At 44.2% G+C, this 26,401-nt stretch carries 24 protein-coding genes; 14 read left to right on the top strand and 10 right to left on the bottom strand.

The window, feature by feature from the left end; all coding sequences use genetic code 11:
• The 5 genes from ppc to ICN43_RS08570 are packed head-to-tail and all read left to right on the top strand — an operon-like array spanning position 1 to position 6,508.
• Entirely contained in the window at positions 1 to 2,805 is a 2,805-nt protein-coding gene (ppc, locus tag ICN43_RS08590) for a phosphoenolpyruvate carboxylase (protein WP_216198758.1), read from the top strand.
• On the top strand, positions 2,805 to 4,121 hold the full coding sequence (locus ICN43_RS08585; protein ID WP_216198755.1) for a glycerate kinase: 1,317 nt from the start codon (positions 2,805 to 2,807) through the stop codon (positions 4,119 to 4,121). Before ppc ends, ICN43_RS08585 begins: the two co-directional genes overlap by 1 nt.
• A 4-nt stretch (positions 4,122 to 4,125) precedes the next feature.
• Positions 4,126 to 5,109 carry a D-glycerate dehydrogenase gene (locus ICN43_RS08580; protein ID WP_216198752.1) on the top strand — a complete coding sequence of 328 codons (984 nt, stop codon included), beginning with the start codon at positions 4,126 to 4,128 and terminating at the stop codon, positions 5,107 to 5,109.
• A gap of 10 nt (positions 5,110 to 5,119) precedes the next feature.
• Positions 5,120 to 5,512: a VOC family protein gene (locus ICN43_RS08575; protein ID WP_216198750.1), complete on the top strand. Its 393-nt coding sequence runs from the start codon at positions 5,120 to 5,122 to the stop codon at positions 5,510 to 5,512.
• A 21-nt stretch (positions 5,513 to 5,533) separates the two neighbouring features.
• Positions 5,534 to 6,508, top strand: coding sequence for a tripartite tricarboxylate transporter substrate binding protein (locus ICN43_RS08570; RefSeq protein WP_255533220.1), 975 nt, complete (start codon positions 5,534 to 5,536; stop codon positions 6,506 to 6,508).
• 242 nt (positions 6,509 to 6,750) lie between these two features.
• On the opposite strand, the gene ICN43_RS08565 is transcribed toward ICN43_RS08570, so the two are convergent.
• On the bottom strand, positions 6,751 to 7,668 hold the full coding sequence (locus ICN43_RS08565; RefSeq protein ID WP_216198748.1) for a LysR family transcriptional regulator: 918 nt from the start codon (positions 7,666 to 7,668) through the stop codon (positions 6,751 to 6,753).
• Positions 7,669 to 7,797: 129 nt separating this feature from the next.
• Between ICN43_RS08565 and ICN43_RS08560 the strand changes: the two genes are divergently transcribed.
• Genes ICN43_RS08560 through ttdB form a run of 3 tightly spaced genes read left to right on the top strand, consistent with a single transcriptional unit; the run spans position 7,798 to position 10,325 of the window.
• A complete protein-coding gene (locus ICN43_RS08560; protein WP_216198746.1) occupies positions 7,798 to 8,769 on the top strand; it encodes a tripartite tricarboxylate transporter substrate binding protein in 972 nt (323 codons plus the stop codon).
• Positions 8,770 to 8,820: 51 nt separating this feature from the next.
• Positions 8,821 to 9,720, top strand: coding sequence for a L(+)-tartrate dehydratase subunit alpha (gene ttdA, locus ICN43_RS08555; protein ID WP_216200036.1), 900 nt, complete (start codon positions 8,821 to 8,823; stop codon positions 9,718 to 9,720).
• Entirely contained in the window at positions 9,717 to 10,325 is a 609-nt protein-coding gene (gene ttdB, locus ICN43_RS08550) for a L(+)-tartrate dehydratase subunit beta (RefSeq protein ID WP_015421408.1), read from the top strand. Before ttdA ends, ttdB begins: the two co-directional genes overlap by 4 nt.
• 1,122 nt (positions 10,326 to 11,447) lie before the next feature.
• Here the strand turns inward: ttdB and ICN43_RS08545 are convergent.
• The 6 genes from ICN43_RS08545 to ICN43_RS08520 form a co-directional block, all read right to left on the bottom strand.
• Positions 11,448 to 13,826, bottom strand: coding sequence for a DUF3987 domain-containing protein (locus ICN43_RS08545; protein ID WP_216198743.1), 2,379 nt, complete (start codon positions 13,824 to 13,826; stop codon positions 11,448 to 11,450).
• Positions 13,823 to 14,311: a hypothetical protein gene (locus ICN43_RS08540; RefSeq protein WP_216198740.1), complete on the bottom strand. Its 489-nt coding sequence runs from the start codon at positions 14,309 to 14,311 to the stop codon at positions 13,823 to 13,825. Before ICN43_RS08540 ends, ICN43_RS08545 begins: the two co-directional genes overlap by 4 nt.
• Positions 14,312 to 14,399: 88 nt before the next feature.
• Positions 14,400 to 14,624: an AlpA family transcriptional regulator gene (locus ICN43_RS08535; RefSeq protein ID WP_216198737.1), complete on the bottom strand. Its 225-nt coding sequence runs from the start codon at positions 14,622 to 14,624 to the stop codon at positions 14,400 to 14,402.
• A 130-nt stretch (positions 14,625 to 14,754) separates the two neighbouring features.
• Positions 14,755 to 15,168, bottom strand: coding sequence for a hypothetical protein (locus tag ICN43_RS08530; RefSeq protein WP_216198735.1), 414 nt, complete (start codon positions 15,166 to 15,168; stop codon positions 14,755 to 14,757).
• Positions 15,168 to 16,478: a site-specific integrase gene (locus ICN43_RS08525; protein WP_216198732.1), complete on the bottom strand. Its 1,311-nt coding sequence runs from the start codon at positions 16,476 to 16,478 to the stop codon at positions 15,168 to 15,170. The genes ICN43_RS08530 and ICN43_RS08525 overlap by 1 nt, the downstream gene beginning before the upstream one ends.
• 248 nt (positions 16,479 to 16,726) lie before the next feature.
• Complete coding sequence (locus tag ICN43_RS08520; RefSeq protein ID WP_216198729.1) at positions 16,727 to 17,308, bottom strand: hypothetical protein; 582 nt, start codon at positions 17,306 to 17,308, stop codon at positions 16,727 to 16,729.
• Positions 17,309 to 17,555: 247 nt separating this feature from the next.
• Here ICN43_RS08520 and ICN43_RS08515 point away from each other — a divergent pair, with 247 nt between their 5' ends.
• The 4 genes from ICN43_RS08515 to ICN43_RS08500 all read left to right on the top strand — a co-directional run bounded on the left by ICN43_RS08515 (position 17,556) and on the right by ICN43_RS08500 (position 21,335).
• Positions 17,556 to 17,939, top strand: coding sequence for a DUF1924 domain-containing protein (locus tag ICN43_RS08515; protein ID WP_255533475.1), 384 nt, complete (start codon positions 17,556 to 17,558; stop codon positions 17,937 to 17,939).
• Positions 17,940 to 17,950: 11 nt separating this feature from the next.
• Entirely contained in the window at positions 17,951 to 18,412 is a 462-nt protein-coding gene (locus ICN43_RS08510) for a diheme cytochrome c (RefSeq protein ID WP_255533474.1), read from the top strand.
• Positions 18,409 to 19,083 carry a cytochrome b/b6 domain-containing protein gene (locus ICN43_RS08505; RefSeq protein ID WP_216198726.1) on the top strand — a complete coding sequence of 225 codons (675 nt, stop codon included), beginning with the start codon at positions 18,409 to 18,411 and terminating at the stop codon, positions 19,081 to 19,083. The genes ICN43_RS08510 and ICN43_RS08505 overlap by 4 nt, the downstream gene beginning before the upstream one ends.
• Positions 19,084 to 19,232: 149 nt before the next feature.
• Positions 19,233 to 21,335: an alkyl/aryl-sulfatase gene (locus ICN43_RS08500; RefSeq protein ID WP_216198723.1), complete on the top strand. Its 2,103-nt coding sequence runs from the start codon at positions 19,233 to 19,235 to the stop codon at positions 21,333 to 21,335.
• Between the two features lie 79 nt (positions 21,336 to 21,414).
• Here ICN43_RS08500 and ICN43_RS08495 read toward each other — a convergent pair whose 3' ends face one another.
• Positions 21,415 to 22,629, bottom strand: coding sequence for a CaiB/BaiF CoA transferase family protein (locus tag ICN43_RS08495; RefSeq protein WP_370623176.1), 1,215 nt, complete (start codon positions 22,627 to 22,629; stop codon positions 21,415 to 21,417).
• A gap of 80 nt (positions 22,630 to 22,709) precedes the next feature.
• Here ICN43_RS08495 and ICN43_RS08490 point away from each other — a divergent pair, with 80 nt between their 5' ends.
• A complete protein-coding gene (locus tag ICN43_RS08490; RefSeq protein ID WP_216198717.1) occupies positions 22,710 to 23,708 on the top strand; it encodes a tripartite tricarboxylate transporter substrate binding protein in 999 nt (332 codons plus the stop codon).
• Positions 23,709 to 23,780: 72 nt separating this feature from the next.
• A complete protein-coding gene (locus ICN43_RS08485) occupies positions 23,781 to 24,584 on the top strand; it encodes an enoyl-CoA hydratase/isomerase family protein (protein ID WP_216198714.1) in 804 nt (267 codons plus the stop codon).
• A 7-nt stretch (positions 24,585 to 24,591) separates the two neighbouring features.
• Here ICN43_RS08485 and hemW read toward each other — a convergent pair whose 3' ends face one another.
• Entirely contained in the window at positions 24,592 to 25,806 is a 1,215-nt protein-coding gene (gene hemW / locus ICN43_RS08480) for a radical SAM family heme chaperone HemW (RefSeq protein WP_370623175.1), read from the bottom strand.
• Positions 25,790 to 26,389 carry an RdgB/HAM1 family non-canonical purine NTP pyrophosphatase gene (gene rdgB, locus ICN43_RS08475; RefSeq protein ID WP_216198707.1) on the bottom strand — a complete coding sequence of 200 codons (600 nt, stop codon included), beginning with the start codon at positions 26,387 to 26,389 and terminating at the stop codon, positions 25,790 to 25,792. Before rdgB ends, hemW begins: the two co-directional genes overlap by 17 nt.
• Between the last annotated feature and the right edge of the window lie 12 nt (positions 26,390 to 26,401).

The raw sequence follows: 26,401 nt of genomic DNA, 5'->3' as shown, positions 1-26,401 counted from the left end.
ATGAAAAAACAATTCCTAATAAACGAGAGGGAGGAGCCGCTCTTGGAGGATATCCGGCTCCTGGGAAAGATATTGGGCGATATTGTTCGTGAGCAAGAAGGTAAAGCTATTTATGCGCTAGTGGAGCAGATCAGAAAGCTGTCAGTATCATTTCATAGAGAGTCGAACCAAAAGGCAAACCAAGAGCTAACAAAACTTCTTAAAGGCCTTAGCAGTGAGAATGCCATGAAGGTTCTTAGGGCCTTTACTTACTTTAGCCACCTAGCTAATTTAGCTGAGGATAGGCACCACATTCGACGACGTATTGCCCATGAGCGTGAAGGTAGCTATAGGGATGGGAGCATACCGGCGGCAATGAAGAAATTGCATTCAGCAGGTGTTACCAGTAAGCAAATATCAGAAACATTGGCGGGGAGTTTAATCTCACCAGTTCTCACGGCCCATCCAACAGAGGTTCAGCGTACGAGTATTTTGGAAGCTGAACGAGAAATTGCAAATTTATTAGCAGCCCGAGACCAAATTAAAGAATCATCAAAAGCAAGCAATCCTGCAAAAGATGCATTGTTGATGAAAGAGTTGACTGCGAATGAGGAATTAATACGAGCACGTGTTCTGCAGCTTTGGCATACCCGACTTTTGCGCTTTACCAAGTTAACGGTTGCGGATGAGATTGAAAATGCGCTTAGTTACTACGAGACGACCTTCCTAAGAGAAATACCTAAGATTTACGCTCAGATCGAAGATTCTCTCGATGGGCATGTAGTTGCAAATTTTTTCAAGATGGGTCAATGGATTGGTGGCGATAGGGATGGAAATCCAAATGTCAGCTCCACTACGCTTGAATATGCAGTTAAGCGTCAGGCTGAAATGGTTTTGCGCCATTATTTAACTGAAATTCACTATCTGGGGAAAGAGCTTTCCGTTTCAGCATTGCTTTTAAAATTCCCTAAAAAAATGCAAGAACTTGCAGCAGCTTCTCCTGATGTAAATGAGCACCGACAGGATGAACCATACCGTAGAGCCCTAACGGGTATGTATGCAAGATTGGCCGCCTCTCTTAAATCATTAACAGGTGCAGATGCCGCGCGTCACGCATTGCCTCCCCAAAATGCATACGCCAGCGCACAAGCATTTTTAGATGACCTAAAAACTATTGAAGCTTCACTTATTTCCCAAAATGCCGAGGCTTTAGCAAAAAAACGTTTGCGTGGGCTAATTAGGGCGGTTGAGGTATTTGGATTTCATCTGGCAACAGTTGATTTGCGGCAAAGCTCTGATATGCATGAAGCGGTCTTGAGTGAATTACTACGTGCTGCTGGGATAGGAAATGATTACTCGACCCTCTCAGAACATGAAAAACAGAAGTTATTACTCTCTTTACTTAAAGATCCTCGTTCATTGCGTGTGATGGGGCAGAAGTATTCTGATTTCACGCTATCAGAGCTTTCTATTTTTGAGATGGCGAAGAAATTGCGTCATGAGTTTGGGCTGAATGCAATCCGTCATTACATTATCAGTCACACAGAAACAGTAAGTGATTTGCTTGAAGTATTTCTCTTGCAAAAAGAAGTAGGTTTATTCGTTGGAGTGCTGGGTAAGAAGCCTATTGCTGACTTAATTGTGGTTCCGCTATTTGAAACCATTGAAGATTTACGTAATGCAGCTCCAATCATGCGCGATTTTTATGCGTTGCCAGGAATCTTGTCTTTGATTAAGGCTTCTGGTGCGGAGCAGGACATTATGTTGGGTTATTCCGATTCAAATAAGGATGGCGGGATCGTAACCAGCAACTGGGAGCTTTATCGAGCAGAAATTGCGTTAGTTGAGGTATTTGATCCGCTTGGTTCAGAACATGGAATTAAGTTAAGGCTATTTCATGGAAGAGGGGGTACAGTCGGTCGTGGAGGTGGACCAAGCTACGAGGCTATATTGGCTCAACCCCCTGGTACCGTACGAGGGCAAATACGTCTAACAGAGCAAGGCGAGGTCATTGGGTCGAAGTACTCTAATCCCGAGATTGGTAGAAGAAATCTTGAGACCTTAGTCGCAGCAACATTAGAGGCAACGCTTCTAAATCCAACTAAACCTGCTACTAAGAGCTTCCTAGAAGCCGCGGCACAAATCTCTCAAGCAAGTATGGATGCCTATCGTGGTTTGGTGTATGAAACTCCCGGATTTTCTGAATACTTTTTCGAGGCAACTCCAATTAAAGAGATTGCTAAGTTAAATATTGGCTCTCGTCCTGCCAGCCGCAAGGCGAATCAAAAAATTGAAGATTTAAGAGCTATCCCTTGGGGATTTAGCTGGGGCCAGTCACGACTTACTTTACCTGGTTGGTATGGTTTCGGATCTGCAATTGAGCAATTTCTCAACAGAAAAACCCCATCTGAAAAAAAGGCTGCATTGCTGATGCTGCAAAAGATGTATCAACAATGGCCATTTTTCCGAACACTTTTGTCGAATATGGATATGGTCATAGCTAAGAGCGATCTTGGTTTAGCTTCAAGATACAGCGATCTTGTTTCAGATGTGAAGTTGCGAAAAAGAATTTTTGGTGCAATCGAAGCTGAGTGGAATAAAACAGTAAATGCCTTAAACGTGATTACTGGTGAAAAAGTAAGGCTGGCAAATAACCCAGCCTTAGCTAGGTCAATACGTAATCGCTTTCCATACATTGATCCATTACATCACTTGCAAGTCGAGCTGGTACGGCGTTATCGATCTGGAAAGCAGGATGAGCGTGTGCAAAGGGGGATTCATATCGCCATCAATGGAATCGCAGCCGGGTTGCGGAACACGGGTTAATGTCGATGAACAAAACATACAAAGAAGACCCTATTAGCTTTCTCAGCACATTGTTCAAAGTTGCAGTTGCTGCTGCTATGCCAAACTTTAAAGAGCTTGGGCTTAAGTTCCCGACCCCAAAGCCTGGGAAGATAGTTGTTATTGGCGCAGGTAAAGGTGCAGCGGCAATGGCCAAATCGTTCGAGCAGGCTGCCAAAGATTTTTGGTCTACTGCGGACTATGAAAGACTGCAAGGACTTGTGGTGACGCGTTACGGTCATGGTCTCGCCTGTGAAAAGGTTGAAGTAATTGAGGCATCCCATCCGGTTCCCGATAAAGCTGGTCAAATTGCTGCTCAAAGAATCCTTGGGCTAATAAGTAATCTTAGTGCTGATGATTTAGTTGTGTTCCTCGCTTCTGGTGGGGGATCAGCATTACTTACGGCCCCAATAGATGGGATCACCTTAGATGAGAAGATGATGATTAACAAAGAGCTCCTGAAATGTGGGGCTTCCATCTTTGAGATTAATTGCGTAAGAAAGCATTTATCAAAAATCAAAGGCGGTCGACTAGCGCAGTTATGTCACCCAGCTCAAGTACTAACCTATGCAATATCTGATATCCCTGGAGATGATCCTTCGATTATTGCGAGTGGACCCACATTGCCAGATAGCAGTACTTGCGAGGATGCATTGAGGGTAATAACTAAATATGACATTCAGGTTCCTGACTTTATTCGTGAGGGCCTTAAAACCTCAGCATTAGAAACTCCTAAGGTCGGTGACCCTCTTTTTTCTTCGATTCCAGAGCCTGTGGTGCTTACAACTGCTAAGCACTCATTAGAGGCGGCAAAAAGGTTTGCCGAGGAAAGTGAGCTTAACGCTGAAATTTTGTCTGATTCTATAGAAGGTGAAGCTCAGCAGGTCGGGGCTGTATTTGGCGCAATGTCACTATGGTTAGCTCGTAAGGATTCAGATTCGGCCTTAAAAAAACCTCTTGTGTTGATTAGCGGTGGGGAAACTACCGTCACTGTTAAAGGGAGTGGACGCGGAGGAAGGAATACAGATTTTTTATTAAGTTTTGCTCATGCTGTCGATGGTGCAAAGGGTATTTATGCAATCGCGGCAGATACAGATGGCATCGATGGATCTGAAGATAATGCTGGCGCCACATATAGCCCCCAAACAATTCAAAAGGGTCATGATTTTGGAATGAATCTAGTGGACTGCCTCAACAAGAATGATGCCTACACATTTTTTGGTGCTACTGGCGACTTGCTAGTGACTGGCCCAACTAGAACAAACGTAAACGACTTTAGAGCAATTCTGATTATTTAAATTTATGAATAATAAAAACAAACCCCCCAAGATTCTAGTTGCTAGAGCGATTTTTCCGGAAGCTTTGGCCAAACTTGAGGAATCCTTTGAGGTAAGGTCCAACCAAGAGGACCGGATTTTTACTCCCGAAGAGTTACAAAAAGCACTTTCAGAAGTCCAGGGCGCCCTAGTGGCAGGAAGCGAACGCATTGATGCATCCGCTTTGGCTCAAGCCAGAGAATTAAAGGTGGTGGCTAATATCTCTGTGGGCTATAACAATTTTGATGTTCCGGCAATGACTGCTGCTGGCGTGATGGCGACAAATACCCCTGATGTATTGACAGATACAACCGCAGATTTTGGTTTTGCATTATTAATGGCAACTGCACGTCGCGTTACTGAATCTGAGCACTGGGTGCGTGCTGGTCATTGGGATAAGTGGTCGATAGTGAATAACCCCCTGGGCATGGATTTGCATCACAGTACTGTCGGCATTATTGGCATGGGTCGCATTGGGCAAGGTATTGCAAAGCGCGCATTGGGTTTTGGTATGAATGTGATCTATCACAACCGTAGTCATTTATCGGATGCTGATGAAAAAGCCTGCGGCGCTAAATATGCTTCAATGGAAGAGTTACTACGCACGGCTGATCACGTCGTTCTCGTGCTGCCATATTCGGCTGAGAGCCATCATACGATTGGCGCAAAAGAAATTGCCCTCATGAAACCGACCGCAACCCTGATTAATATTGCTCGCGGCGGCATTGTGGATGATGCGGCTTTAGCGCAAGCATTGCAAGCTGGGAGGATCTTTGCGGCAGGCTTAGATGTGTTTGAGGGTGAGCCATCAGTGCATCCAGAGTTACTCAAGTGCAAAAATATTGTGTTGGCGCCACACATTGCCAGCGCTACAGAAAAAACACGTAGAGCGATGGTAGATCTCGCAGTAGAAAACTTACGAGCAGGATTAGATGGCAAGAGGCCACCAAGCTTAATTAATTCAATATAAGGAGGTAAGCATGATTGATCACCTAGACCATTTAGTTCTTACAACAGCCAAGGAGGCTGAATGTGTCGATTTTTACACCCGCATTCTTGGGATGAAGCTTGAATCTTTCATTGGAGGTACGCCACCCGTAGAAAGAAAAGCATTTAAATTCGGCAATCAAAAAATTAATCTTCATATTAAGGGTAAAGAGTTTGAACCAAAGGCGGACATACCCACACCTGGTTCGCTTGACCTTTGTTTTATAGCTGATCGCCCGCTTGAGAAAGTAGTTGAAAAGCTAACAAACGAAGGCTGGCCAATTATTGAGGGGCCGGTTGTGCGGACCGGTGCTACACAAAAAATCAATTCCGTATATGTGCGGGATCCAGATCAAAACCTAATTGAGATATCTGAATTAATTTAACGATTTAAATAGGAGATAAGAATGAACAAACGTTTCTTTATTAAAAACCTCATGGCTATTTCGCTTATGGGTTCGGCTTTAACAGGTTTTGCTCAAGAGGGCTATCCTAATAGACCAATCACATTAATTGTCCCCAGTGCACCTGGTGGTACTACAGATTTCACAGCCCGTTTAATTGCAGATCCACTATCCAAAGTATTGGGTCAGCCGGTCGTAGTTGAAAACAAAGGTGGAGCATCCGGTAATATTGGCGGACAAGCAGTAGCGCTAGCTAAGCCTGATGGCTATACTTTTTTGGTTGCTTATAGTGGTTACCAAGTGGGAAACCCCCATTTATTTAAAAAGGCGCCTGACCCCATTAAAGATTTTGCGCCAATAGCTTTTTTAACCAAAGCGCCTCAGGTTATTGTTGCGACTCCTGGTTTACCGGTAAGTGATTTGAAGGAGTTAACGGCATATGCCAAAGCTAATCCAGGTAAATTAAATTATGCCTCTTCAGGGAATGGATCAATTCAGCATATTGCCGGAGAGTTATTAAAGCAAATTACTGGGGTCCGTATGGCACATATTCCATACAAAGGTGCGGGCCCAGCAGTGCAAGATCTTATGGCTGGTCAAGTAGATTTATTTATTACCACTCCAGCTTCCGTGATTGGGCAAATTAAGGGTGATAAGTTAAAGGCCTTAGCCGTTACCAGTCAGACTAGACTGAGTGCGTTACCAAATGTACCCACAGCAACCGAGCAGGGTATCAAGAACTTCAATCTTGATTCTTGGTTTGCCTTATATGCACCTGCAGGTACTCCTCCAAGCGTAATCAAGAAGATCAATGCGGAGGTCAATAAAATCCTTGCGCGTCCTGAAATTCAAAAGAAGGCCGAAGACTCTGGAACTTTTGTTGAACAAATGACGCCGGCTCAATTAGCAACATTTACCAAGAAAGAGTATGACTTCTGGGGGAAAGTGATCAAGGACGCCAGTATTACGGCTGAATAATATTGAACAATCATAATTTAGTAACATGACTTTACGCCACCTTCGGGTGGTTTTTTTTGATATTATTTTTTTATTGATCCCTATCCGCTAATGTTAGCTTTTGATTCTTAACGGTTATTGCGGAGGCTGTGTCTGTCAAAGTCTGCTTTGGGTTGATAGCAGTCATTCAATGTTCATCGGATTGATTATCCGTCGATCCAGCTAATGACCCCTATCGGCCAATAACGGACTATCAATAAAAGCTACCTGGCTCCAAATGACGCAATAGCGAAGTCAATTAATGTTTTCACTCTCACCGATGTTTTATGGCGCTCAGCATAGACAGCGTAAATATCGGCATCTGGTGTTTCAAAGTTTTTCATCACCTGTATCAACCTGCCAGACTGAAGGTGTTGTATGACATCCCATTCAGCCCTCAAAACAATGCCTCCGCCATCTAATGCCCAGTTCACGGCAATGCCACCATCATTTGTTGTTAAGTTACCGCGAATTTTTGCGCTATCAGTAAATTCATTTTTCGACTTACCTTTGCCGCTCGAGAAGCGCCACAGTCCATAACCCTCATCACCTTGGCGTATGCCAATACAGTTGTGTTTAATCAATTCACTGGGTGACTTTGGTTCGCCGAACTCCTTAATGTAGGAGGGAGATGCTACAAGTATTCTTTTGTTGGGGGCTATCAGCCTAGCAATTGATCTAGAGTCTGGTGGGTGGCCAAATCTAAAGCAAACATCATAGGCATCATCGGTAATCGGGGGAGGGTTTACCGATAGCTGTAATTGAATATCTACCTGTGGAAATTGTTTTACATATTCAGCAATTAAAGGCGCGATATGACTGCGTCCAAATCCAAGCGTCGCATTGACCCTAAGTAAGCCTTGTGGAGCTTTTGTTGAGCCCCACAGCATATGCTCAAGGTCATCAATTTCACCCAAAATTCTTCGGGCATGGTCTAGATAGATTTCGCCCTCATGGGTAAGGCTCATTCTTCGCGTGGTTCTATTTACGAGCACTAATCCCAGGCGAGATTCCATTTGCGCCAAATGTTTACTTACTGCGGCAGTTGTCACCCCAAGCTCACGGGCGGCGGCCCCAAGACTCCCGGAGCTGATTAGTGCTGAAAAGAATCCTAAATCAGCCGGATTAATACTTTTAGCCATTTTCGATTGTTAATTAAAAGTTAACTATGGTTTAACTTTATACATGATTTTTTAATACCCTTCAAATTTATAGTGCCAATATTCCAAGCCTCTAATGGGCTGATGGAGTCAATTATTGGAGGGGACAAAATGTTAAAGAAAGTAACAAAAAATAGCTTAGCGAGTATTTTGTTTTGTGGAATGGTCGGCGCGGTATCTGCGCAAAGTTATCCAACTAAAACAATCACTATTGTTGTGCCGTTTCCTCCTGGCGGGACGACTGATGTGTTGGCAAGGGCAGTTGCTCAAAAGTTAGGCCCAGTATTGGGTCAATCAGTCATTGTTGACAACAAGCCTGGTGCTGGAGCCACATTAGGTGCTGGCCTAGTAGCAAAATCCAATCCTGATGGTTACACCTTGTTTATGGGTGCGGTACACCATACGATTGCGCCCAGCGTATATAAAACATTGCCTTACAGCTTTGAAAAAGACTTCGCACCAATTACTACAGTCGCTTTAGTGCCGAACATTATGGTTGTGAGTGCCAGCTCTCCATATAAGAACGTTAAGGAAGTAATTGCTGCTGCAAAGGCCAAACCAGATGAACTCTCTTATGGTTCAAATGGCAATGGCACGGCACAACACATGATTGGCACCCAGTTTCAAATGATCACCGGTACAAAACTATTACATGTGCCGTACAAGGGTAGCGCCCCTCTGACGACTGACTTGTTGGGTGGTCAAGTGACCATGTCATTTGACACGATCACACCAGTTCTCCCATTCATCCGCGAAAACAAGCTTCGCCCATTGGCGGTAACAACGGCCAAGCGTTCATCAACTTTGCCAGGCGTACCAACATTGGCTGAGGCAGGCGTTCCAGGAATAAACATAGGCACTTGGTTTGGATTGTTGGCTCCCGCAGCAACACCAAAAGAGGTCACAGCCAAGTTAAATGCTGAGGTTGTAAAGATTATTAAGTCAGCAGAGTTTCAAAAGCAAATGTTTGATATTGGTGCTGAGCCTGTTGGTAATACTCAGGCACAAATGGCAAAGCAAATCGCAGATGAGACTGCCAAGTTCTCTGAAGTTGCTAAGGCAGCAAACATTTCAATTCAGTAATCACCCGACGACTTAAAAAGGAAATTACTCGTGGATAAGCAATCATCCGTAGTGGATAAAGAAGTAGCGGTAGCGGACTTAACCAATGTCCTTTCTAAATTTACTTCATATATCGGCAAGCGTTTGCCAACAGATGTAACTACCAAATTAGGTGAGTTACGAAGCAAGGAAGTGAACTTTTTGGCAAAAGAAGTTTTTGAGTCAATGCGCGAGAATCAAGAGTTGGCAGATAAGTTAGATCGTCCAAGTTGCCAAGATACCGGAGTCATTCAGTACTTCTTGTCTGCGGGTTCAAACTTTCCTTTATTGGGCGAGTTGGAAGATATTTTGCTTAATGCTACTAAAGGCGCCACCAAAGAAGGTCCATTACGTCATAACGCAGTTGAAACTTTTGAAGAAAAAAATACTGGCACCAATACTGGGTCAAAGATTCCATGGCTAGACTGGGAAATTATTCCTGGTGCTGATCACTGTATCGTTGACGTTTATATGGCTGGTGGTGGTTGTACATTGCCCGGCGCTGCTAAGGTACTGATGCCAGGACAAGGCTATGAAGGTGTCGCTGAGTTTGTATTTGATGTCATCACATCACGCGGTGTAAATGCCTGCCCACCGTTATTGGTTGGTGTTGGTGTTTCTACTTCAGCTGAGACTGCTGCCCGCTTATCTAAGAAGGCGATTCTTCGCCCAGTGACCTCAAGTCATCCAAATGAAAATGCGGCGATGATGGAAGAGTTGCTTACTGATGGCCTAAATGAATTGGGATTGGGTCCTCAGGGTTTGACAGGAGTAAATAGCGTGATGGGTGTAAACATTGAATCATCCGCACGTCACCCTTCCACAATCGGTGTGGCTGTATCAACTGGATGCTGGGCGCATCGCCGCGGCAAGATCAAGATCAATGCCGATATGTCTTACGAAGTTATTTCCCACGAAGGGTTCAAGCTGTGAAGAAAATTCTACAAACACCAATCAAAGACGAAGATTTAGAAGCATTAAACATCGGAGATGTGGTTTATCTAACTGGAACCTTGGTGACTTGTCGTGACGTTGCTCACCGTCGTTTAATTGAGTTAGGACGTGAGTTGCCAGTAGATCTTAAGGGCGGCGCAATTTTTCATGCTGGCCCGATTGTTCGCCAAAAAGAAGATGGCGAATACGAAATGGTTTCCATTGGACCAACAACATCCATGCGTATGGAAAAGTTTGAAAAAGAATTTATTAAACAAACAGGCGTTAAGCTAATTGTTGGTAAGGGTGGCATGGGTATTGAAACGCAAGAAGGTTGCGTTGAGAACAAGGCGGTTCATGCCATTTTCCCAGGCGGCTGTGCTGTATTAGCGGCCACTAAGGTTGAGAAAATTGAAGATGCCCAATGGAAAGACTTGGGTATGCCAGAAACGCTGTGGGTTAACCGAGTTAAAGAATTTGGACCGCTAATTATCTCTATTGATACTAAGGGCAAAAACCTGATTGAAGAAAATAAGAAAGTCTTCAATGCCAAGAAGGGCCCAATCTTAAGCAAGATTAACGAGAAGATTCGTTTTATTAAGTAATGGCCTTTCATGAAATGACGTGAGGTTACTTTGTGGCCCACGTCATTATTTAAAAAGGTTTGATTGTTAGGGAAAATTCATGCGTTCTGAAAATATCCAAAGCAGTTTTATTAAGTCCTTTAGAGGTAATTTCCCAGTCAGAACCTGGTGTGCCAACCAAATGTTATCTGATGATAGTTATTGGACTCTAGTCCTATGTAAAGAAGAGGCAGAGAAATACCAGACAAGAGATGAGTGGGAGAGAGGTAGCCCAGTTAGCTATCAAAAAGCAATTAATAGGGGCTGGTTAACTAAATGTACCACTCACATTGTCGGGTTTAAACGAAAGCCTGCTGTGTCGGTAACTTGGACACTGGAGCGGTGTGCAGAAATTGCCAACCAATGCCAGAGGCGCTCCGAGTTCAAGGAAAGATTTCATTACCCTTATGAAAAAGCTAGATTAAATGGCTGGCTCGATATTTGCTGTGCACATATGAGCTAGCTCCGCCAAGGTCTGCTTTGGGTCGATAGCAGCCATTGCAAAACCAGCGTTTATCCAAATATTCAGCTACTTTTGCATTTTCTTTCGAGTGACCGTATGAATGGCTGAAATCAGTTGTTCTGGCTCATTCATATCAAGTTTTATATAACCATTAGGCTTTCTACCTCGTGTATAGCCCCCATGAAACATGCCTATTGAGTCACCAATGTCCCTCAAGGTTAGGAGGATAGTCGCGGAAAGCCTATGGTCGGCCTCGGCTTCTTTGGTTCTTTCTCCATTTTTATATCGCCAATGATTTATGCCTTTGGGTACTTTGCGTGGATGTTGGGGTTGATGTATGGCGCAAGCGTGTAGGGATTTATATGCGCACGGGTTCTTGCAGCGCCTCCCAAGTCTAGTCAAGACTTGGCATCGTTTGGCACCATTTAATACACTTGGCAGCATGGTAAAGCCTTAGACATATAAAAACATATGGTGTAAGGGGTCTTTGGAGAGCTAATTTTTTTATTTCCCGTATTAAAAGGATCTGTTCGACCATTTCGTGTGTTTCGTAGGTATACCCCCACCATGTTTATATTTAATTGAAAAAAAATCCAAAAAACATAGCAGGGGGGTACCCACAAAACCTACGAAAGTCATACTCATAAATATGTGTCAGCAATGCGCGGATTTATTTTGTAAATAGTTGTCTTTCTTCCGCTGTTTTCAGATAGATGCTCAGTTAACCAGTTATGTTCAACCAGAGCATTTACCGCTAGAAGTACTGCATCTTTATTTGACAAACCCGCCCATCCCTTATGAAGAACGCTGCGCTGAGTAAAGTCATCTACTAATTTACCTTCCAGCAACTTCCTGGCCAGCGCCTTGGTTGGCGCTGAATCTAGCCCATTAACTGATCCATATATTCGTTTGGCATGCGACTTTAGATACCTTGCAAACTGTAATGCTGTTCTTAGGCAATCGCCTGAAACCGGCCCCTGATGACCGTTTATCAAGTGAAATAGTAAAGCTAATCCTGGCACTAGACTGCGGTATTTTGCAAAGTGACTATGCTCCGATGAATGAAGGGAGCCAGTGCGCAACATCAATTCATTCTTTTGATACCAGTCATTAAAAAGTCCTTGTGCTTCACTATCAAAATGCAATAACTGCACACCAGCTGAGTTCTTTGTAGCATCCTTAAGCAAGTTGTTGTTAAGTAGATTAAGTGCTTGGATTGCTTTATGCATTTCAAGTAGGGCATCTCTATTAGCGGGCCTATCAATGAGTTCAAAGTTGCCAGATAAGTCTGGCCAAACTAAGAGCTGGAATCTTTGAAGTAAGCCATCATTTTTGGAGTTGCCGCTTTGAGCATGTCGCACATATGCTTTTATTCTGTCAGGTTGAAAGCCGCCAAATACTGCTAACTGATATCTAGTAAGAGTAATAGAGTCTCTTGTGATGCGATCGAAGGTGTAATTTCCCTGACCGCCCCAGCCTGATAAGTAAAAGCCACGCGCAGCTTCTTGTCCAGGTGTATCCAGTGATTGCAATAGGCCGGAGAGTTCATCTGCCAAGGCAAGGATTCCGCGTGGATTCTCGGCCAGTATTTCACCTAATGCTTGGTAGGTCACATCATTAACAATGTATCGAGTTTTGACGGGTTTGGTCGGCTCCACTGGAAATACTGTGGTTTTTTCAGCCTTAAAACTTGCCATTGCTTTGTCAAAGGCTGCCTTATCGGTCCGATACTGTGCATAGTCTCTTTTGTATTGTGTTGCAGCCATTTCTTCAAGGTGTTGAAGTGGTTTGAGCGATGCATTTAGAGCAGGAGTTTTCATGCTGCCAGGCGAGCCGATGATGCCTCCCCAGAAGCCAGCATGAACCACCCAGGAGTCATCGAACTCTTTGGGGAGAATGCCCACTGTATTTCCTAATGCAGTACCGGCGCCAACTATTGCAGGGATGGCAACGTAATCAAGAGGGCAGCTAAGCCGTTCGGCGATATCTAAACACCCAGCTCGCAATCCTTCAGGAAGCCATTCTGGATCAAGCTCTAGTACAGGAAGTAACTCACCTGGTAGCTTTAGGGGTTCAGGCCAGTCAGAACTATCATTAACCGAGGCTGGAGGATCTAGATCAGTTCTCTTGGTTGGATTTACCCAGCCTTGTCTTTGAGCTTCAGCAAATATATAGCGATAGTCAATTGAAGTTGGTATGAGAGTGTCCCACGTGTTGGCTGCATCTATCGGATCATATTTTTTTGATGTCATAGACCACTCAATCCATAATCCTCGACCTACATCACCAAGATTCTTTAATGCAAGACCAGCTTTGATCCAATCTTTACGATCATCAGCGCGAAGATGAAGCAGGGCACTACGCAAATGTTGAATATCCTGATCCGAGAGCATCTGAGTAATAGCTGGCTGCTGTGGAATTAATGGTGAAGTAGCGCTCATTGACTGCAACTGGTTTCCATTAAGTAATTCTTCCCAGAGAATTAATAGTGCCTCTGGAATAAATGGAATATCACGCCAATCGCCTTTTCCAGCCCACTTGTATTCGATACCAGTTTCGGGATGTATAGAGGGTGGCAGCAGATCTTGAACCGTTTTCCCATTAGCAGATGCGCAACGTAATTCCAAAACCATATCCTTAGATACTGGATCTGATATTTGTTTTGTTTCCATAGGCATAGAGTCAAATGGCAGCCTATACAAAAGCTTTGCGCGATTTAGCCGACCTGAGGAAATTTGCACGGCATTTGGGGCGTCGAGTAACTTCTGTAAATCAATTCCGCGCTTACTTAAATAAGTGTTTGCAAGAGATAGGTCATCAATATCTAACGCTGCGGTTACATAAGGGCTGCAGTAAAGGTGGGCCAAACCTACGTTTCCATTGATCTGAGTTGCACCTTTAATGTCTCTAATTGCATTTTCACGAGTGTTCCATCCTTTACCCTTGGGACCTTTTTCGCCATGCGGGATTGAAACGAGTGCGTAGCCGTGTTCTACGTATTCTTGGATTATTTGGTTCATACGATTTCAACCCCTGGATTTAAGGTTTCGATAATTTTTTCAAGGCGATTTACAAGCTTTTCTGCATGTTGTTTTGAAATGCAGGGGGAAGACCCGTCCATAAAAAAATTACCATCCACGCTGTCCTCAGGGCCTTGATATAAGTGGTAGAGCGGTCTTATTAAAGCCACATCTGCTGCGGTTAGGTGAAGATGGGGGTATTTGTTGTAGTCAACCATATTTGACCAATGAAGTCCTATTGGTCTGTAATCCCTGTTTACTAATATGTACACCCCTGAAGTGAGTGTTTGATGTACAAGGTATGGGATATAGGGCCTCAAACTTTGTACAGCTCTTTTACTAAAGTTATTGTTTCTGTATGTTTCCATTCCAGCGGCATGTCTTAAGCTGACAATTGAGGAAATAATTGCTTGCTGCCAGTATGGAAGCGTCTCAATGCGACGTGTTGGTAGTTGTTTGTGTAATGTGTTTAATGTTGATAACATGTTGGTTCCTTACGAATTAATTTGCAATGGGTAGGGCAGTGAGCGAGATGCTGGTTGCAGCTCTGTCTGGCTCTTTTTGTCAGCGATTTCATGGTTTAGCTTTGTAATTGAGCGGATCCTTTTCCCACTCGGCTAAATCTAAAATTTTGAACGCAGTTATGCCCTCAGAAAGTTTCACGGGCTTTGGGAAGCTCCCATTTTTCACCTTGCGCCATAGACTAGCTGGTGATATTGGGTACTGTGCGCATACTGCTTTGGGGCGTTTGTAGCCTTGCAGTTCTTCGCTAGTAACATTGCGGCTTTTTATAGTCATCAAAAATCTCCTAAAGATGGCGCATTCAATTGAATGCTGTCCCATTTCAGAAAATTCTGAGGGTGGTTTTAACCGCCAAGACGTACCTTAGCCGCCAAAAAACCGCCAAGACGTACCTTAGCCTTTTAGATCAGGGCTGAGGAGGAGAATCTTTTTGCTTGGCTTCTTTAGCCGCAAGCGCGTTTGCGCAAGCTTTGTAGTGTTTCTTGATGTCATCCACAATTTCTTCAGATAGCGTTTTTCCAATCGTATGCTTATTTGCTTTTGCTATCTGACGAATAATTGTTGCAAATTCCGCTCTTTTAAGCCTGCCGTCTAAGAGCCGCTCATAGGTCTCCTTTAGGATCGGTGACGTGCTATTTAAACGTTCATCAACCAAGGGAAGAACTATGTTTAATACATCATCACGTAGTCTTAACTTATGAGTGCCGCGGGTTCCTTGATCAGCGCGGTTATTCCATACTTCTGCTTCCCACTCTTCGCCGTCAAGCTCAAAAGGGTGAACTTCAATTGGCTGCTTTTTTGGGGTTTTAGTTCTTGGCATCACGCTCTCCTTCTCATAGGTGTCACGTTGCTTGCTTTTAGGGCGCTAGGCTGGTCCAGAAATTTTGACCAATCATTCATTAGCTGCCTTCGTTTATCAAAGAAGTCAGTGCGCTCATAGGTTTTTACAATTGCGTCGGATACTTTGTGCCCATTAGCTGCTTTGCGTATTTCATCTGGGTAACTTGTTTGCTCTGCCAACCATGTTCTGAATGTGCTCCGAAAACCATGTGGAACGGCTTTTGTTGTGATTTCTTTGCGCTCAAGCATGCCGCGCATTATTTCTGATAGCGCCATATCGCTAAGCGGCTTACCTTTTAAATTCGGAAATAGATAAGGCGATTTAATGTGTTCAGCTGCATGGAATTGTTGTAGTTCTATTAAAAATTTAATCGCCTGGGATGATAGCGGGACGCGATGCTCAACTTTAGTTTTTGTTTCGTCCGCTGGAATATTCCAAACTTTGTCAGAAAAGTCGATGTCCGCCCACTGTGCCAGACGTACGGAGCCAGACCTAAACCCCGAGTAAATTAGAAATTCAAGTGCTCTTGCACTAATGCTGCGATTTTTTCGAAGTTTGACCATAAATTCCCCAACATGTGCATAAGGGATTGCTGGCAGGTTCTTGATTGGCTTTATCTTTTTGGGGGAGGGTAATAACGTCGATAGGTACCCCTCCCATTGGGCTGGATTGAGTGTTGTTCTGTATTCGTTAACGATTGCGTAATCAAGTACGACCTTAATTCGACCTAGTAGGCGTTCAGCAGTTGCAGTCTTATTTCGCCATAAGTCCCCAATCACAGCCCCATTCTTGTCTTTTAACTGTTGTTCCAACACGTTCAAGACATCCCTTTTAGTAATGTCGGCAACTAAAAGATGACCAATAATTGGGTATGCGTACATATCAAGTGTCGATGACCATTGCTTTCTGTGTTTATCGTTGGTGAACTCCCCAGACTTTGCATTCATGTACGCTGTGGCACAGTCCTTAAAAGTTTTGCTGCTTGCTTGGCTGGCAATGAGCTTGATGCGCGCATCACGTTTTTCAGCAAGTGGGTTTCCGCCAGCTTTGACGTTTGTAATATGTGTCTTCGCTGCAGCGCGCGCTTCTGCAAGAGTAACCTGCGGATATGGACCTAACCCAATGTGCTGTCTTTTGCTGCCAACTCGTGTTCTAAGAAGCCAGCTCTTTGCTTTGCCATCATTGCTTATCTGAAGTATCAGGCCCGCAACTCCACCTACAAAGTTAGGGCCGTTAGCGTTTAAGCGCTTTACTTCTATTGCAGTCAGTTCTTTAGCAACTTTTGGCATGCCATATTCCCCAATTGAAACCCAAATACCTACCCAAAATAATGAGATTCAATTGTACTGAATAAGATTGTTTGATGCTGAGTATTTTCTATTTATATACATAAATAAAGGGCTATAGCTATATTATGCTGTCTCAACTAGTCTCACTCAGTATTATTATTGGCTGCCACCTCTTCCGCCAAATAAAAAACCCCAACAATCACTTGCTGGGGTTTTGTCTTTCTGTTAACTAGAAAAGATTTAGTGCATTACTTCTTAGCGGCTGGCGCGCTGACTACTGCAGCAATTGCTTCTGTGTAAACCACTTTAACTTGGTCGTTTACAGCAATATCTTTCATCAAGTCAGGATTCTGAACTTTTACTTTGAAGATATTTCCTTGAGGACCTTTTAAAGAAACGATGTTCTTAGTTGCATCAATCGCTTCAATATTCGCAGTTGCAGTAACAGTGTTGGTTGTGATCATGCCAGGCTTATCACCTTGTGGTGCAGTAGCGGAAGTAGTTGTTACTTGCTCGCTAGTTACACCTGGGTTTTTTACCTTAACTAATTCAATTGCTACAGCGAGTTCATATACAACATCAAAACGATCGCCAACTTTGATTTCAGCAAAGTTCTTTACTTCAGGTCCTGCAACGATGGTAGATTCACCATCTTGATTTTTGAGAGTAACTGTACGAGTCGCAGCATCAATCTTGATGACTTCGCCATCATAAAGAAGGGCGGCTTCTTGAGCGGCTACAGCAGCTACTGGAGCCTTTGGTTTGTTCAGCATGAAGTAAGCACCAGCTGCTATAGCGGCAAGCACAATAATAATGAGTAGTTTTTTCATAACAGTATTAATCCTTAGTAAATAGGGGCGCACCACCTTTAAGCGGTCATGCGGTCAATGGAAATGCAGTTGTTTTGGCATTTGTGGAGATTGTATTACTCATGTTGTTAATGAGAATGAATTTTTAGGGCTAATTCAGCCAAAAAAAGGGGAATTTCACTTAATTTCCACCCTATTTATTGATCTATCGCAATCTTCTACCTTTTAAGGGGTGCATACTTAATAAGTACAGCTAATAGGGCCCCATATGTTTTGGAAGTTACTTTCAGGATCTGTCTTAATGGCTACAGCCCTTGGAGTTTGTGCAGTAACGCCACAAGATTTGCTTAAATCCTATGAGGCTCAATCAGGAAAGGGATCCCCAGTTCGTGGAGAGCAGTTCTTCAATGCAAAGCATGGCAATGAGTGGAGCTGTGCATCCTGCCATGAAAATCCCCCCAATCATGAAACTAAACATATTGTGACTGGGAAGGTGATTAAGCCCTTAGCACCTAGCGCCAATTCTGCACGCTTCACTGATGAGGCCAAGGCTGATAAATGGTTTAAGCGCAATTGCAATGATGTACTTACTAGAGACTGCACAGCGCAAGAAAAAGCAGATGTCCTTGCTTGGTTAATGACTGTTAAATGAGTTCCTTTTCAATGAAAAAAATGGTATTGATTGCTGCGGCCTTGCTAATAGCATCCCCAGGTACATTCGCCGCAAAAATGACAATGCCTACGGATACGCCAGCTTCTTATGAAGCCGAGTGCGCAAGTTGCCATATGGCCTATCCACCAGCACTCTTAAGTCAGCAGAGTTGGAAAAACATCATGTCTGGATTGTCAAAGCACTTCGGTACCGATGCCAGCTTGGATCCAAAGACCCAGACTGAGCTGACAAATTGGCTGGTCAAGAATGCGACTACTCGACAAAAGTACAGTGAGACCGCTCCTGAAAACCGCATTACTAAAACATCGTGGTTTATTCGTAAGCATGATGAGGTAAATGCTGACGTTTGGAAACGCGCAGGCATTAAGAGTCCAGCAAACTGTGGTGCTTGTCACATTGATGCAGCTAATGGTGTCTTTAGTGAGAAAAACATCAAGATCCCCGTGAAATGAGTAAGCCTTTGAACGACACAGTTGGGGCTACTGGCAAACTGAAGCAAGCCATTATGGTATGGGATATGCCTGTGAGAGTATTCCATTGGCTGTTAGTGATTTGCTTTGCTGGTGCCTGGCTCAGCTCTGAGAGCGAGCAATTGGCCATGATTCATTATGCATTTGGATATACCGCATGCTTACTGATCCTCATCCGATTGGTGTGGGGTGTTATTGGAACCCGCTACGCTAGATTTAATCAGTTCCTGAAAAGCCCCAAGGCGGTACTCGGACACTTCATGTCGATGTTGCGTGGCTATCCGCATCATGATGTTGGTCACAACCCAGCAGGTGGTCTAGTGATGTTTGCGCTGATGTTGCTCATACTATTGATTGGTTTAACCGGTTATCTATCTGTTAAAGAGTTTTTGGGGAGTTTTGTGTCTGAGGCGCATGAGGCAATTTCCAGTATAGTTCTGGGTCTAGTCATTGTTCACATCATTGCCGCAATTGGTATGAGTGTGATTGAAAGGCAGAACTTAGTTCGATCGATGGTAACTGGCAAAAAAAAGGGATTTCCAGAACAGGGGATTCGTTATCCACAGTACCTGATTGGCGCAGTTATATTTTTAGGCGCCCTTTACTTCTTCTACTTGACCTTGAGCGGCGGGTTACCTAGTCTGACTCAGTAAAAACCGAGTAGCGGGGCGCAATTTATTGTCTTTTTCCGACCATTTGGACTAAAGTTATTAGCTCTAAAGGTAATTGCCCAAAGCTAGGCCTATCTTTACATTTGTAAAATCAACTTTTGTAACAATTTCGGCTCCCCATCAAGGCTTACATGAAAACCAAAATTACACTGATTGCGTTGTCCATTTCACTCTTTTTGGGCAATTCTGCCTTAGCTGCTGGCGGCGGCGGAGTTGTTGCTGATCCGGGCGCGATGCAAGGTAAACATTTTGATCCAAAGGGTAAGGCACCTTCGACATTTACTGTTGAGTTACAAAATGGCTTACGTAAAACCTTACCTTTCGAAGACAAGCGCGACTTTGAAGAATCTAAGAGGGGATTTATTGCTGCGCCTACTTATAAAACCATCATGGCTGATGCCGGTAACGTCGCTTGGGATATGGGTAGTTATGACTTCCTCTTACAAGGTAAGGACTTTGATAGCGTTCATCCATCATTGCAACGTCAAGCGATTCTCAATATGGGTTACGGCCTCTATGAAGTCGTGCCAGGACAAATCTATCAAGTTCGCGGTTTTGACTTATCTAATATTAGCTTTGTCAAAACAAAAACCGGTTGGATTGTCTTTGATCCATTAACCTCCAAAGAGACTGCCAGAGCAGCTTTGGAGCTAGTCAATGAGAAGCTAGGCAAGCGTCCAGTAGTTGCAGTGGTTTACTCCCATTCTCATGCTGACCATTTTGGTGGTATACGTGGCGTAGTGGATGAGGCGGATGTGAAGAGTGGCAAGGTTAAGATTATTGCCCCAGCAGGTTTTATGGATCATGCCGTGGCAGAAAACGTATACGCTGGTAATGCCATGACGCGCCGCCTGTATTTCCAGTACGGCGTTTTATTACCACGCAGCCCATTTGGTCACGTTGATCAGTCGATTGGTAAAAATACTGCGGCCGGTAACCTAGGCTTAATTGAGCCCACCATTTTAATTAACGAGCCATTTGAAAAAATGACGGTGGATGGAGTGGAGATGGAGTTCCAGAACACCCCTGGCACGGAAGCTCCTGCTGAGATGAACACCTATTTCCCCCAGCTAAAAGCATTCTGGGCTGCTGAAAATATTACTGGCACTATTCACAACATTTACACCTTACGCGGCGCTTTAGTGCGTGACGCCTTGGCATGGTCTAAAAATATTAATAATGCTTTATATCGCTATGGCAATGAAGCGCAAGTCATGTTTGCTTCACACTCCTGGCCGCGCTGGGGCAATGATCGTGTTCAAGAAGTCATGCGCACTCAGCGTGATAGTTATGCCCACTTAAATAATGAAGTGCTTCATCTAGCTAACAATGGTGTCACCATTAATGAAGTACACAACGTTTACAAGCAACCAGAGAGTCTGAAATCTCAATGGGCTGCGCATAGCTACCATGGCTCAGAAGAGCACAACAGTCGTGCTGTGATTAATCGTTATCTAGGTTACTGGGATGCTAATCCTGCCACCTTAATTCCTTTATCGCCAAAAGACTCTGCACCCTTGTATGTAGAGATGATGGGTGGTTCAGGCAAGATTATGGCAAAAGGTAAACAGCTCTACAAGCAAGGTAAATATCGTGAAGCAATGGAGATTGTGAATAAGCTAGTTTATGCAGAGCCAAACAATACAGCTGCCAAAGATTTGCTAGCAGATATTTTTGAACAAATTGGTTATCAAAAAGAAAGTCCTAGCGTACGCAATAGTTTCCTAGGGGCTGCTTACGAATTACGCCATGGCATGCCTTCTGGCGCATCACCGAAGACCAATGGCCCTGACATGATCAGAGCAATGACTACAGAGCTTTGGTTGAACGCGTTGGCTATTAGCATGGATAGCAAAAAAGCTGCTGGCATGAAATTCAAGATCAACTTAAGCACTCCAGATAATGGCGAAAAGTTTGTGGTGGAGATGAGTAATTCTGCGCTAAGCAATATCAAGGGTTATCAGGATAAAAATCCAAACTTGTCGATCACCATTAACCGCAGTGACTTGGAAAAAGTCATGGGTGGTCAAACTACTTTTGAAAAACTACAAGCCGAAGGAAAAGCTAAGTTTGAGGGTGATCGCAAAGCATTTGATCAATTGCGCAGCACGATGACTACCTTTACTCCAGACTTTGAATTGATGCCTGGTACGAAGGCTATAAAAGCCCCAGCCACCAAACCAAGCAAAGATCCGTTTGAGGCTCCTCCAATCGCTAATTCTGATGGTGCTTGAGTAAAATAAAATAACGGAAAGATACTAGAAAGATGGGCTCCTTAGAGCCCATTTCTTTTCTAGGGGAGAAGTAAATGACTCAAGGTGCGAATGCGCCACCGTCTTCCAGTGCCTTAAGTTCCTCGCCAGCAATACCCAATTCCTCAAGCAATTCATTGGTGTGCTCCCCCAGTAAAGGTGGGTGACGAGATACCTGCTGTGGAGTTCCCATCATCTTGACGGCAAAGCCAATATTCGGAACTTTGCCTTCAATGGGATGATCAATCTCCATACGCATTTTGCGATGTTGACCATGCTCACTATCAAATGCCTGTGGATAGGTATTGATTGGTCCAGCAGGAATGCCTGCCGCCAAGAGGAGATCTACCCATTCTTCGCTAGTTTTGGTAATAAAAGTCTTTTCCAGTTCAGCCGCCAGAATTAAGCGGTTGGCTAGACGCAGTGGATTTGTTCTGAATAGTGGATCTTCAAATAATTCTGGGCGACCAATTGTGTCGCAGAGCAATTTCCAGAGCTTCTGATTGGTGGCCCCCATCACAAAGTAGCCATCAGCTGCTTTCATAGCTTGATAGGGTGCACTCATGTGATTTGCAGTACCTAGCTTATAGGGTTCAACTCCGGTACCCCAGTATTGCGCCGTATCCCAGATTGAGAAAGCCAAGGCTGAATCAAATAAGGAGGCGTCAATAAATTGCCCTTCACCAGATTTCATTTTGCCGATATAGGCTGACAAAATGCCATAGACTGCAAAAAGGGCGCAACCAATATCTGCCACTGGAACGCCTGCTTTTACAGGGGGGCCATCGGGATAGCCAGTGACGCTCATTACACCAGACATTGCTTGTGCCATTAGGTCAAAGCCCGGCCGATCTGCCCATGGTCCAGTTTGACCAAATCCCGAGATGCTGGCATAGACTAGTCCGGGATTGAGGTCCTTGAGTGAGGCGTAATCAATGCCCAGTTTTTTCATGACGCCAGGGCGATAGTTTTCCACCAAGATATCTGCCGTTTTAACGAGCTCAAAGAATACTTTTTTCCCGGCTTCCGTTTTGAGGTTGATTGTCACGCTGCGTTTATTGCGATTCATATTCAGAAAGCCCATACTGTCTGAGCCCTTCATTTTGAATCCCATTGCCCCGCGAGTTTGATCCCCAGTGCCCGGGGGTTCAATTTTGATGACGTCAGCACCTAGGTCAGCCAGTAGCATGCAGCAGTAGGGTCCAGCCATGACTTGACTGACGTCAAGAACCCTCACACCAGCCAGGGGTAATGGCTTGTTGATAGGTGTTTTCATCATTGTCTCAATTGTTTTTATATGTTTATATTAGCAAGCTTATTAATAGCCCTGAATATAAAACAAAAAATGGAGTCCGTATGATCAAACAATCCCCAACGCGCATTTTGCGTAGATTTGCTTTTTTGGCCCTCGGTATTTGTGGTGCCTTCTCATTTTCCGTCAACGCTCAGCAAGCTTTTCCAACTAAGTCAATTCGTTTGATCGTGGGTTTCGCTCCCGGTGGTGGTACTGATATTGTGGCTCGCGCAATTGCACCAAAGATGAGTGAAATTTTGGGCCAAAGTGTGATTGTTGAAAATCGATCAGGGGCGGCCGGCACTATTGGGGCCGATTTAGTGGCCAAGTCCCCAGCTGATGGCTACACCTTGTTAATGGGACACTCCAATTCCAATGCAATTGCCCCTTTCGTGCTTGCTAGCGTCCCTTACAACGCAGCAACGGACTTTACGCCAATTACTTATCTTGGATACGTTCCTAATGTATTGGTAGTGAAATCCTCCTTACCCGTAAACTCGGTTGCACAATTAGTTACATTGGCTAAACAAAACCCAGGTCAGATGACCTACGGCTCCTCAGGTATTGGTAGTACGCAGCATTTAGCAGGCGCCTTGTTCTCTAAGATTGCTGGTGTAGAAATGAACCACGTTCCTTATAAGGGTAGTGGTCAGGCGATTATCGATTTGCTCGGCGGGCAAATTACTATGAATTTCGATACCTTGCCGCCCAATTTGCAGCAAATCAAAGATGGCAATCTCAAGGCTCTTGCTATTTCTACTCCAAAGCGCTTATCCATCTTGCCGACAGTCCCCACTTTTAATGAAGTTGGCATTGTTGGTTTCGATGTGACTAATTGGTATTCCATTATGGGTCCCAAGGGAATGGATGTTGCTACGGTGAATAAGATTGATCAGGCTGTAAAAGCAGCTATGAATGATCCACAAATCAAGAGAACCCTAGATTCTCAAGGATTACAGCCGGAAGGACCCGCCACGCCGGCAGCCTTCAGTTTATTTTTAGCTGGCGAGTTAGTGAAGTATCAGCGCTTGGTAAAGAGTTTGAATATCAAGTCTGATTAATTTAGCAACTGAATTTTTTCAGTTATAGTATTTCCATACCCTCTCTCTTGAATGAGGGAGGGTTTTTATTTTATGACAACAGATCAAAATCTCTCCTCAGATCCCCATGCTGAAGTTCGCTTAGAGCTTTGTAATGATGTTGCGTACATCACCTTTGATCATGTTGCTGCGCGTAACGCAATGACTGTGGGAATGTACCAAACCCTGAAATCCATTTGCGAGGATTTGGCAAAGAGCTCTAATGTGAGAGTGGCTATTTTGCGAGGTGCTGGTGGAAAGTCTTTTGTCTCCGGCAGTGATATTGCCCAATTCTCAACATTTACTTCTGGCAATGATGGGATTCGTTATGAGGAGGGCATTGATGCATACCTTGCGCCCCTGGCAACGCTGCCCATGCCGACGATTGCGGTGATTGATGGCATGGCAATAGGTGGGGGTCTTGCAATTGCTACTTGCTGTGATTTTAGAATCTCCACCCCAGATGCTCGCTTTGGAGTTCCTATCGCTAAAACTCTCGGTAATTGTTTATCTGCGAGTAACCTTGCTTGGCTCGTAGCTCACCTAGGAGTAAATATTGTTAAACGTATGTTGTTATTAGCCGAGCTAGTGACTGCGCCGGAGCTACTTAAACAGGGCTACCTCTTGGCCACTTATCCGGCTGAAGCTCTTGAGAGTGAAGCAAATCAGTTGGCTGATCGCTTAATGAAGTTGGCAGCAATTACGCAGAAATCTAGCAAACAAACTCTTGCGAGGCATATCACAAACAATTTGCCTGATTGCAGTGATTTGATTCTAGAGTGCTATGGCAGTGAAGACTTTAAGAATGGAGTTACTGCATTTCTAGGTGGTAAGCCTCCCGTCTGGACTGGAAAGTAATTTAAGTTTATAAAAACATCTCTTGTAGGTTGTTGAGATAGCGTAAGCCTTGCTTAGTAGCCTTCAATTTATTTGGGTTTAAATCGAGCAAACCTTTTTTACAGGCTGCATCTAATCCTCTGGATACTGTATTGAGTGGCAATCCGGTGCGTTCACTAAAGGTAATAGTGTCTACGCCATCGGTAAGTCGTAAAGTGTTGAGCATGAATTCAAAAGGAAGATCTTTAGCGGATACCTCCTTGGCTTCGATTAAGGCATTGCCTTTGCTTTCCATCGCTTGCATATAAGCTTCTGGATGACGTTCTCGAACCTGTCGCGTAATTTTGTCAGGAAATGAAATCTTCCCATGCGCTCCTGCGCCAATACCGATGTAATCACCAAAGCGCCAGTAATTTAGATTGTGTTTGCACTCCTGATCTTTTCGGGCATAAGCAGAGATTTCATAGCGTCTATAGCCCGCCCCTTCCAAAAGCGCCAGGTTTTGTTCAAAGATGGCATCAATCTCATCTTCGTTAGGAAGCTTTGGGGGAAAGTTTGCGAAGTAGGTATTAGGCTCTAGCGTCAAGTTATAAAAAGAGAGGTGTGGAGTCTTAAAAGAGAGTGCAGTTTCAATATCAGATCTTGCCGCATCTAGAGTTTGATTTGGTAGTCCAAACATAAGATCAAGATTGACTGACTTAAAGTGCTCAAGTGCAATCTCAATCGCACGCTTGGCTTCCTCGCCGTTGTGAATGCGGCCCAAGGCTTTGAGCTGCGCATCTTGAAAACTCTGAATGCCTAGAGAGACGCGATTGATTCCTGCATTGGCAAAGCCGGCAAACTTTTCAGCTTCGACTGATCCAGGGTTCGCTTCCATGGTGATTTCACAATCCGGCTCCAAGTTCACGCGGGCTCGAATCGCAGAGAGTAATTCATTCATACCATTGGCTGAGAGAAGGCTAGGAGTGCCCCCACCAATAAAAATACTATGTACCTGACGACCCCATATTCTAGGAAGCTCTGTCTCTAGATCGGCAATGAGTGCTTTGATGTAACGCTCTTCATCAAAACCTGGTGACTTATTTTTATCTGAATTACTTCTGACATCTTTAATTTGATGTGAATTGAAGTCGCAGTAAGGACATTTCTTTTCACACCACGGAAAATGAATATATAAAGACAGTGGTGGCAGAGCCGTAAGTTTTGGCTGGTTCGCCAAAACAGGATTAAGCGTATTGTGCACGGATCTGCAGTTGTCCAATAAGTTCGAGTAAGGCCTGCCCCCGATGACTAATTAGGTTTTTCTGGGCCGGTTCTAACTGAGCAGCGGTCTTCCCAAGATCCGGGAGAAAGAAGTGAGGGTCATAACCAAAGCCATGTTCGCCCTTAGCATCATCAACGATTTGGCCATACCAGCGGGCCTGAATAATCAGTGGCTCTGGATCATTGGCGCTATTGACCATCACAAGTGCGCAGACATAGTGTGCTCCACGATCAGCATGCTTACCTAATGCTGCTATCAGCTTTTGATTATTGGCAGCATTGTCACCATCAATGCCCGCGTAGCGAGCTGAGTAGACACCTGGTGCACCATCTAAGGCGTGGGTACAAATTCCGGAATCATCAGCAAGTGCAGGTAGACCGCTTGCCGCACTTGCATGCCGTGCCTTTGCAAGAGCATTTTCAACAAAAGTATGATATGGCTCTTCCGCCGCTGAAATACCCAATTCACCTTGGGGAATCACATCAAAATCAAAGGGTGCCAAGAGTTCCTGAAACTCTCGAACCTTGCCTTGATTGTTGGAGGCGAGAATGAGTTTTTGCACGATTTAGCTTTT

It is taken from the genome of Polynucleobacter sp. UK-Mo-2m-Kol15 (assembly GCF_018881505.1).
Classification (GTDB): domain Bacteria; phylum Pseudomonadota; class Gammaproteobacteria; order Burkholderiales; family Burkholderiaceae; genus Polynucleobacter.
Note: the sequence above shows the minus strand (reverse complement) of the source record. Positions and strands in the feature narration are given on the sequence as shown.

Bases quoted from the DNA above. Each gene is read 5' to 3' on its own strand.
- ICN43_RS08500 (WP_216198723.1), top strand. From the start codon at position 19,233: ATGAAAACCAAAATTACACTGATTGCGTTGTCCATTTCACTCTTTTTG.
- ICN43_RS08505 (WP_216198726.1), top strand. From the start codon at position 18,409: ATGAGTAAGCCTTTGAACGACACAGTTGGGGCTACTGGCAAACTGAAG.
- ICN43_RS08510 (WP_255533474.1), top strand. From the start codon at position 17,951: ATGAAAAAAATGGTATTGATTGCTGCGGCCTTGCTAATAGCATCCCCA.
- ICN43_RS08570 (WP_255533220.1), top strand. From the start codon at position 5,534: ATGAACAAACGTTTCTTTATTAAAAACCTCATGGCTATTTCGCTTATG.
- ICN43_RS08495 (WP_370623176.1), bottom strand. From the start codon at position 22,629: ATGAAAACACCTATCAACAAGCCATTACCCCTGGCTGGTGTGAGGGTT.
- ICN43_RS08485 (WP_216198714.1), top strand. From the start codon at position 23,781: ATGACAACAGATCAAAATCTCTCCTCAGATCCCCATGCTGAAGTTCGC.
- ICN43_RS08575 (WP_216198750.1), top strand. From the start codon at position 5,120: ATGATTGATCACCTAGACCATTTAGTTCTTACAACAGCCAAGGAGGCT.
- ICN43_RS08545 (WP_216198743.1), bottom strand. From the start codon at position 13,826: ATGAACCAAATAATCCAAGAATACGTAGAACACGGCTACGCACTCGTT.
- ICN43_RS08490 (WP_216198717.1), top strand. From the start codon at position 22,710: ATGATCAAACAATCCCCAACGCGCATTTTGCGTAGATTTGCTTTTTTG.
- ICN43_RS08560 (WP_216198746.1), top strand. From the start codon at position 7,798: ATGTTAAAGAAAGTAACAAAAAATAGCTTAGCGAGTATTTTGTTTTGT.
- ICN43_RS08530 (WP_216198735.1), bottom strand. From the start codon at position 15,168: ATGCCAAGAACTAAAACCCCAAAAAAGCAGCCAATTGAAGTTCACCCT.
- ICN43_RS08535 (WP_216198737.1), bottom strand. From the start codon at position 14,624: ATGACTATAAAAAGCCGCAATGTTACTAGCGAAGAACTGCAAGGCTAC.
- ICN43_RS08525 (WP_216198732.1), bottom strand. From the start codon at position 16,478: ATGCCAAAAGTTGCTAAAGAACTGACTGCAATAGAAGTAAAGCGCTTA.
- ICN43_RS08580 (WP_216198752.1), top strand. From the start codon at position 4,126: ATGAATAATAAAAACAAACCCCCCAAGATTCTAGTTGCTAGAGCGATT.
- ICN43_RS08585 (WP_216198755.1), top strand. From the start codon at position 2,805: ATGTCGATGAACAAAACATACAAAGAAGACCCTATTAGCTTTCTCAGC.
- ICN43_RS08520 (WP_216198729.1), bottom strand. From the start codon at position 17,308: ATGAAAAAACTACTCATTATTATTGTGCTTGCCGCTATAGCAGCTGGT.
- ppc (WP_216198758.1), top strand. From the start codon at position 1: ATGAAAAAACAATTCCTAATAAACGAGAGGGAGGAGCCGCTCTTGGAG.
- ICN43_RS08540 (WP_216198740.1), bottom strand. From the start codon at position 14,311: ATGTTATCAACATTAAACACATTACACAAACAACTACCAACACGTCGC.
- ICN43_RS08515 (WP_255533475.1), top strand. From the start codon at position 17,556: ATGTTTTGGAAGTTACTTTCAGGATCTGTCTTAATGGCTACAGCCCTT.
- ICN43_RS08565 (WP_216198748.1), bottom strand. From the start codon at position 7,668: ATGGCTAAAAGTATTAATCCGGCTGATTTAGGATTCTTTTCAGCACTA.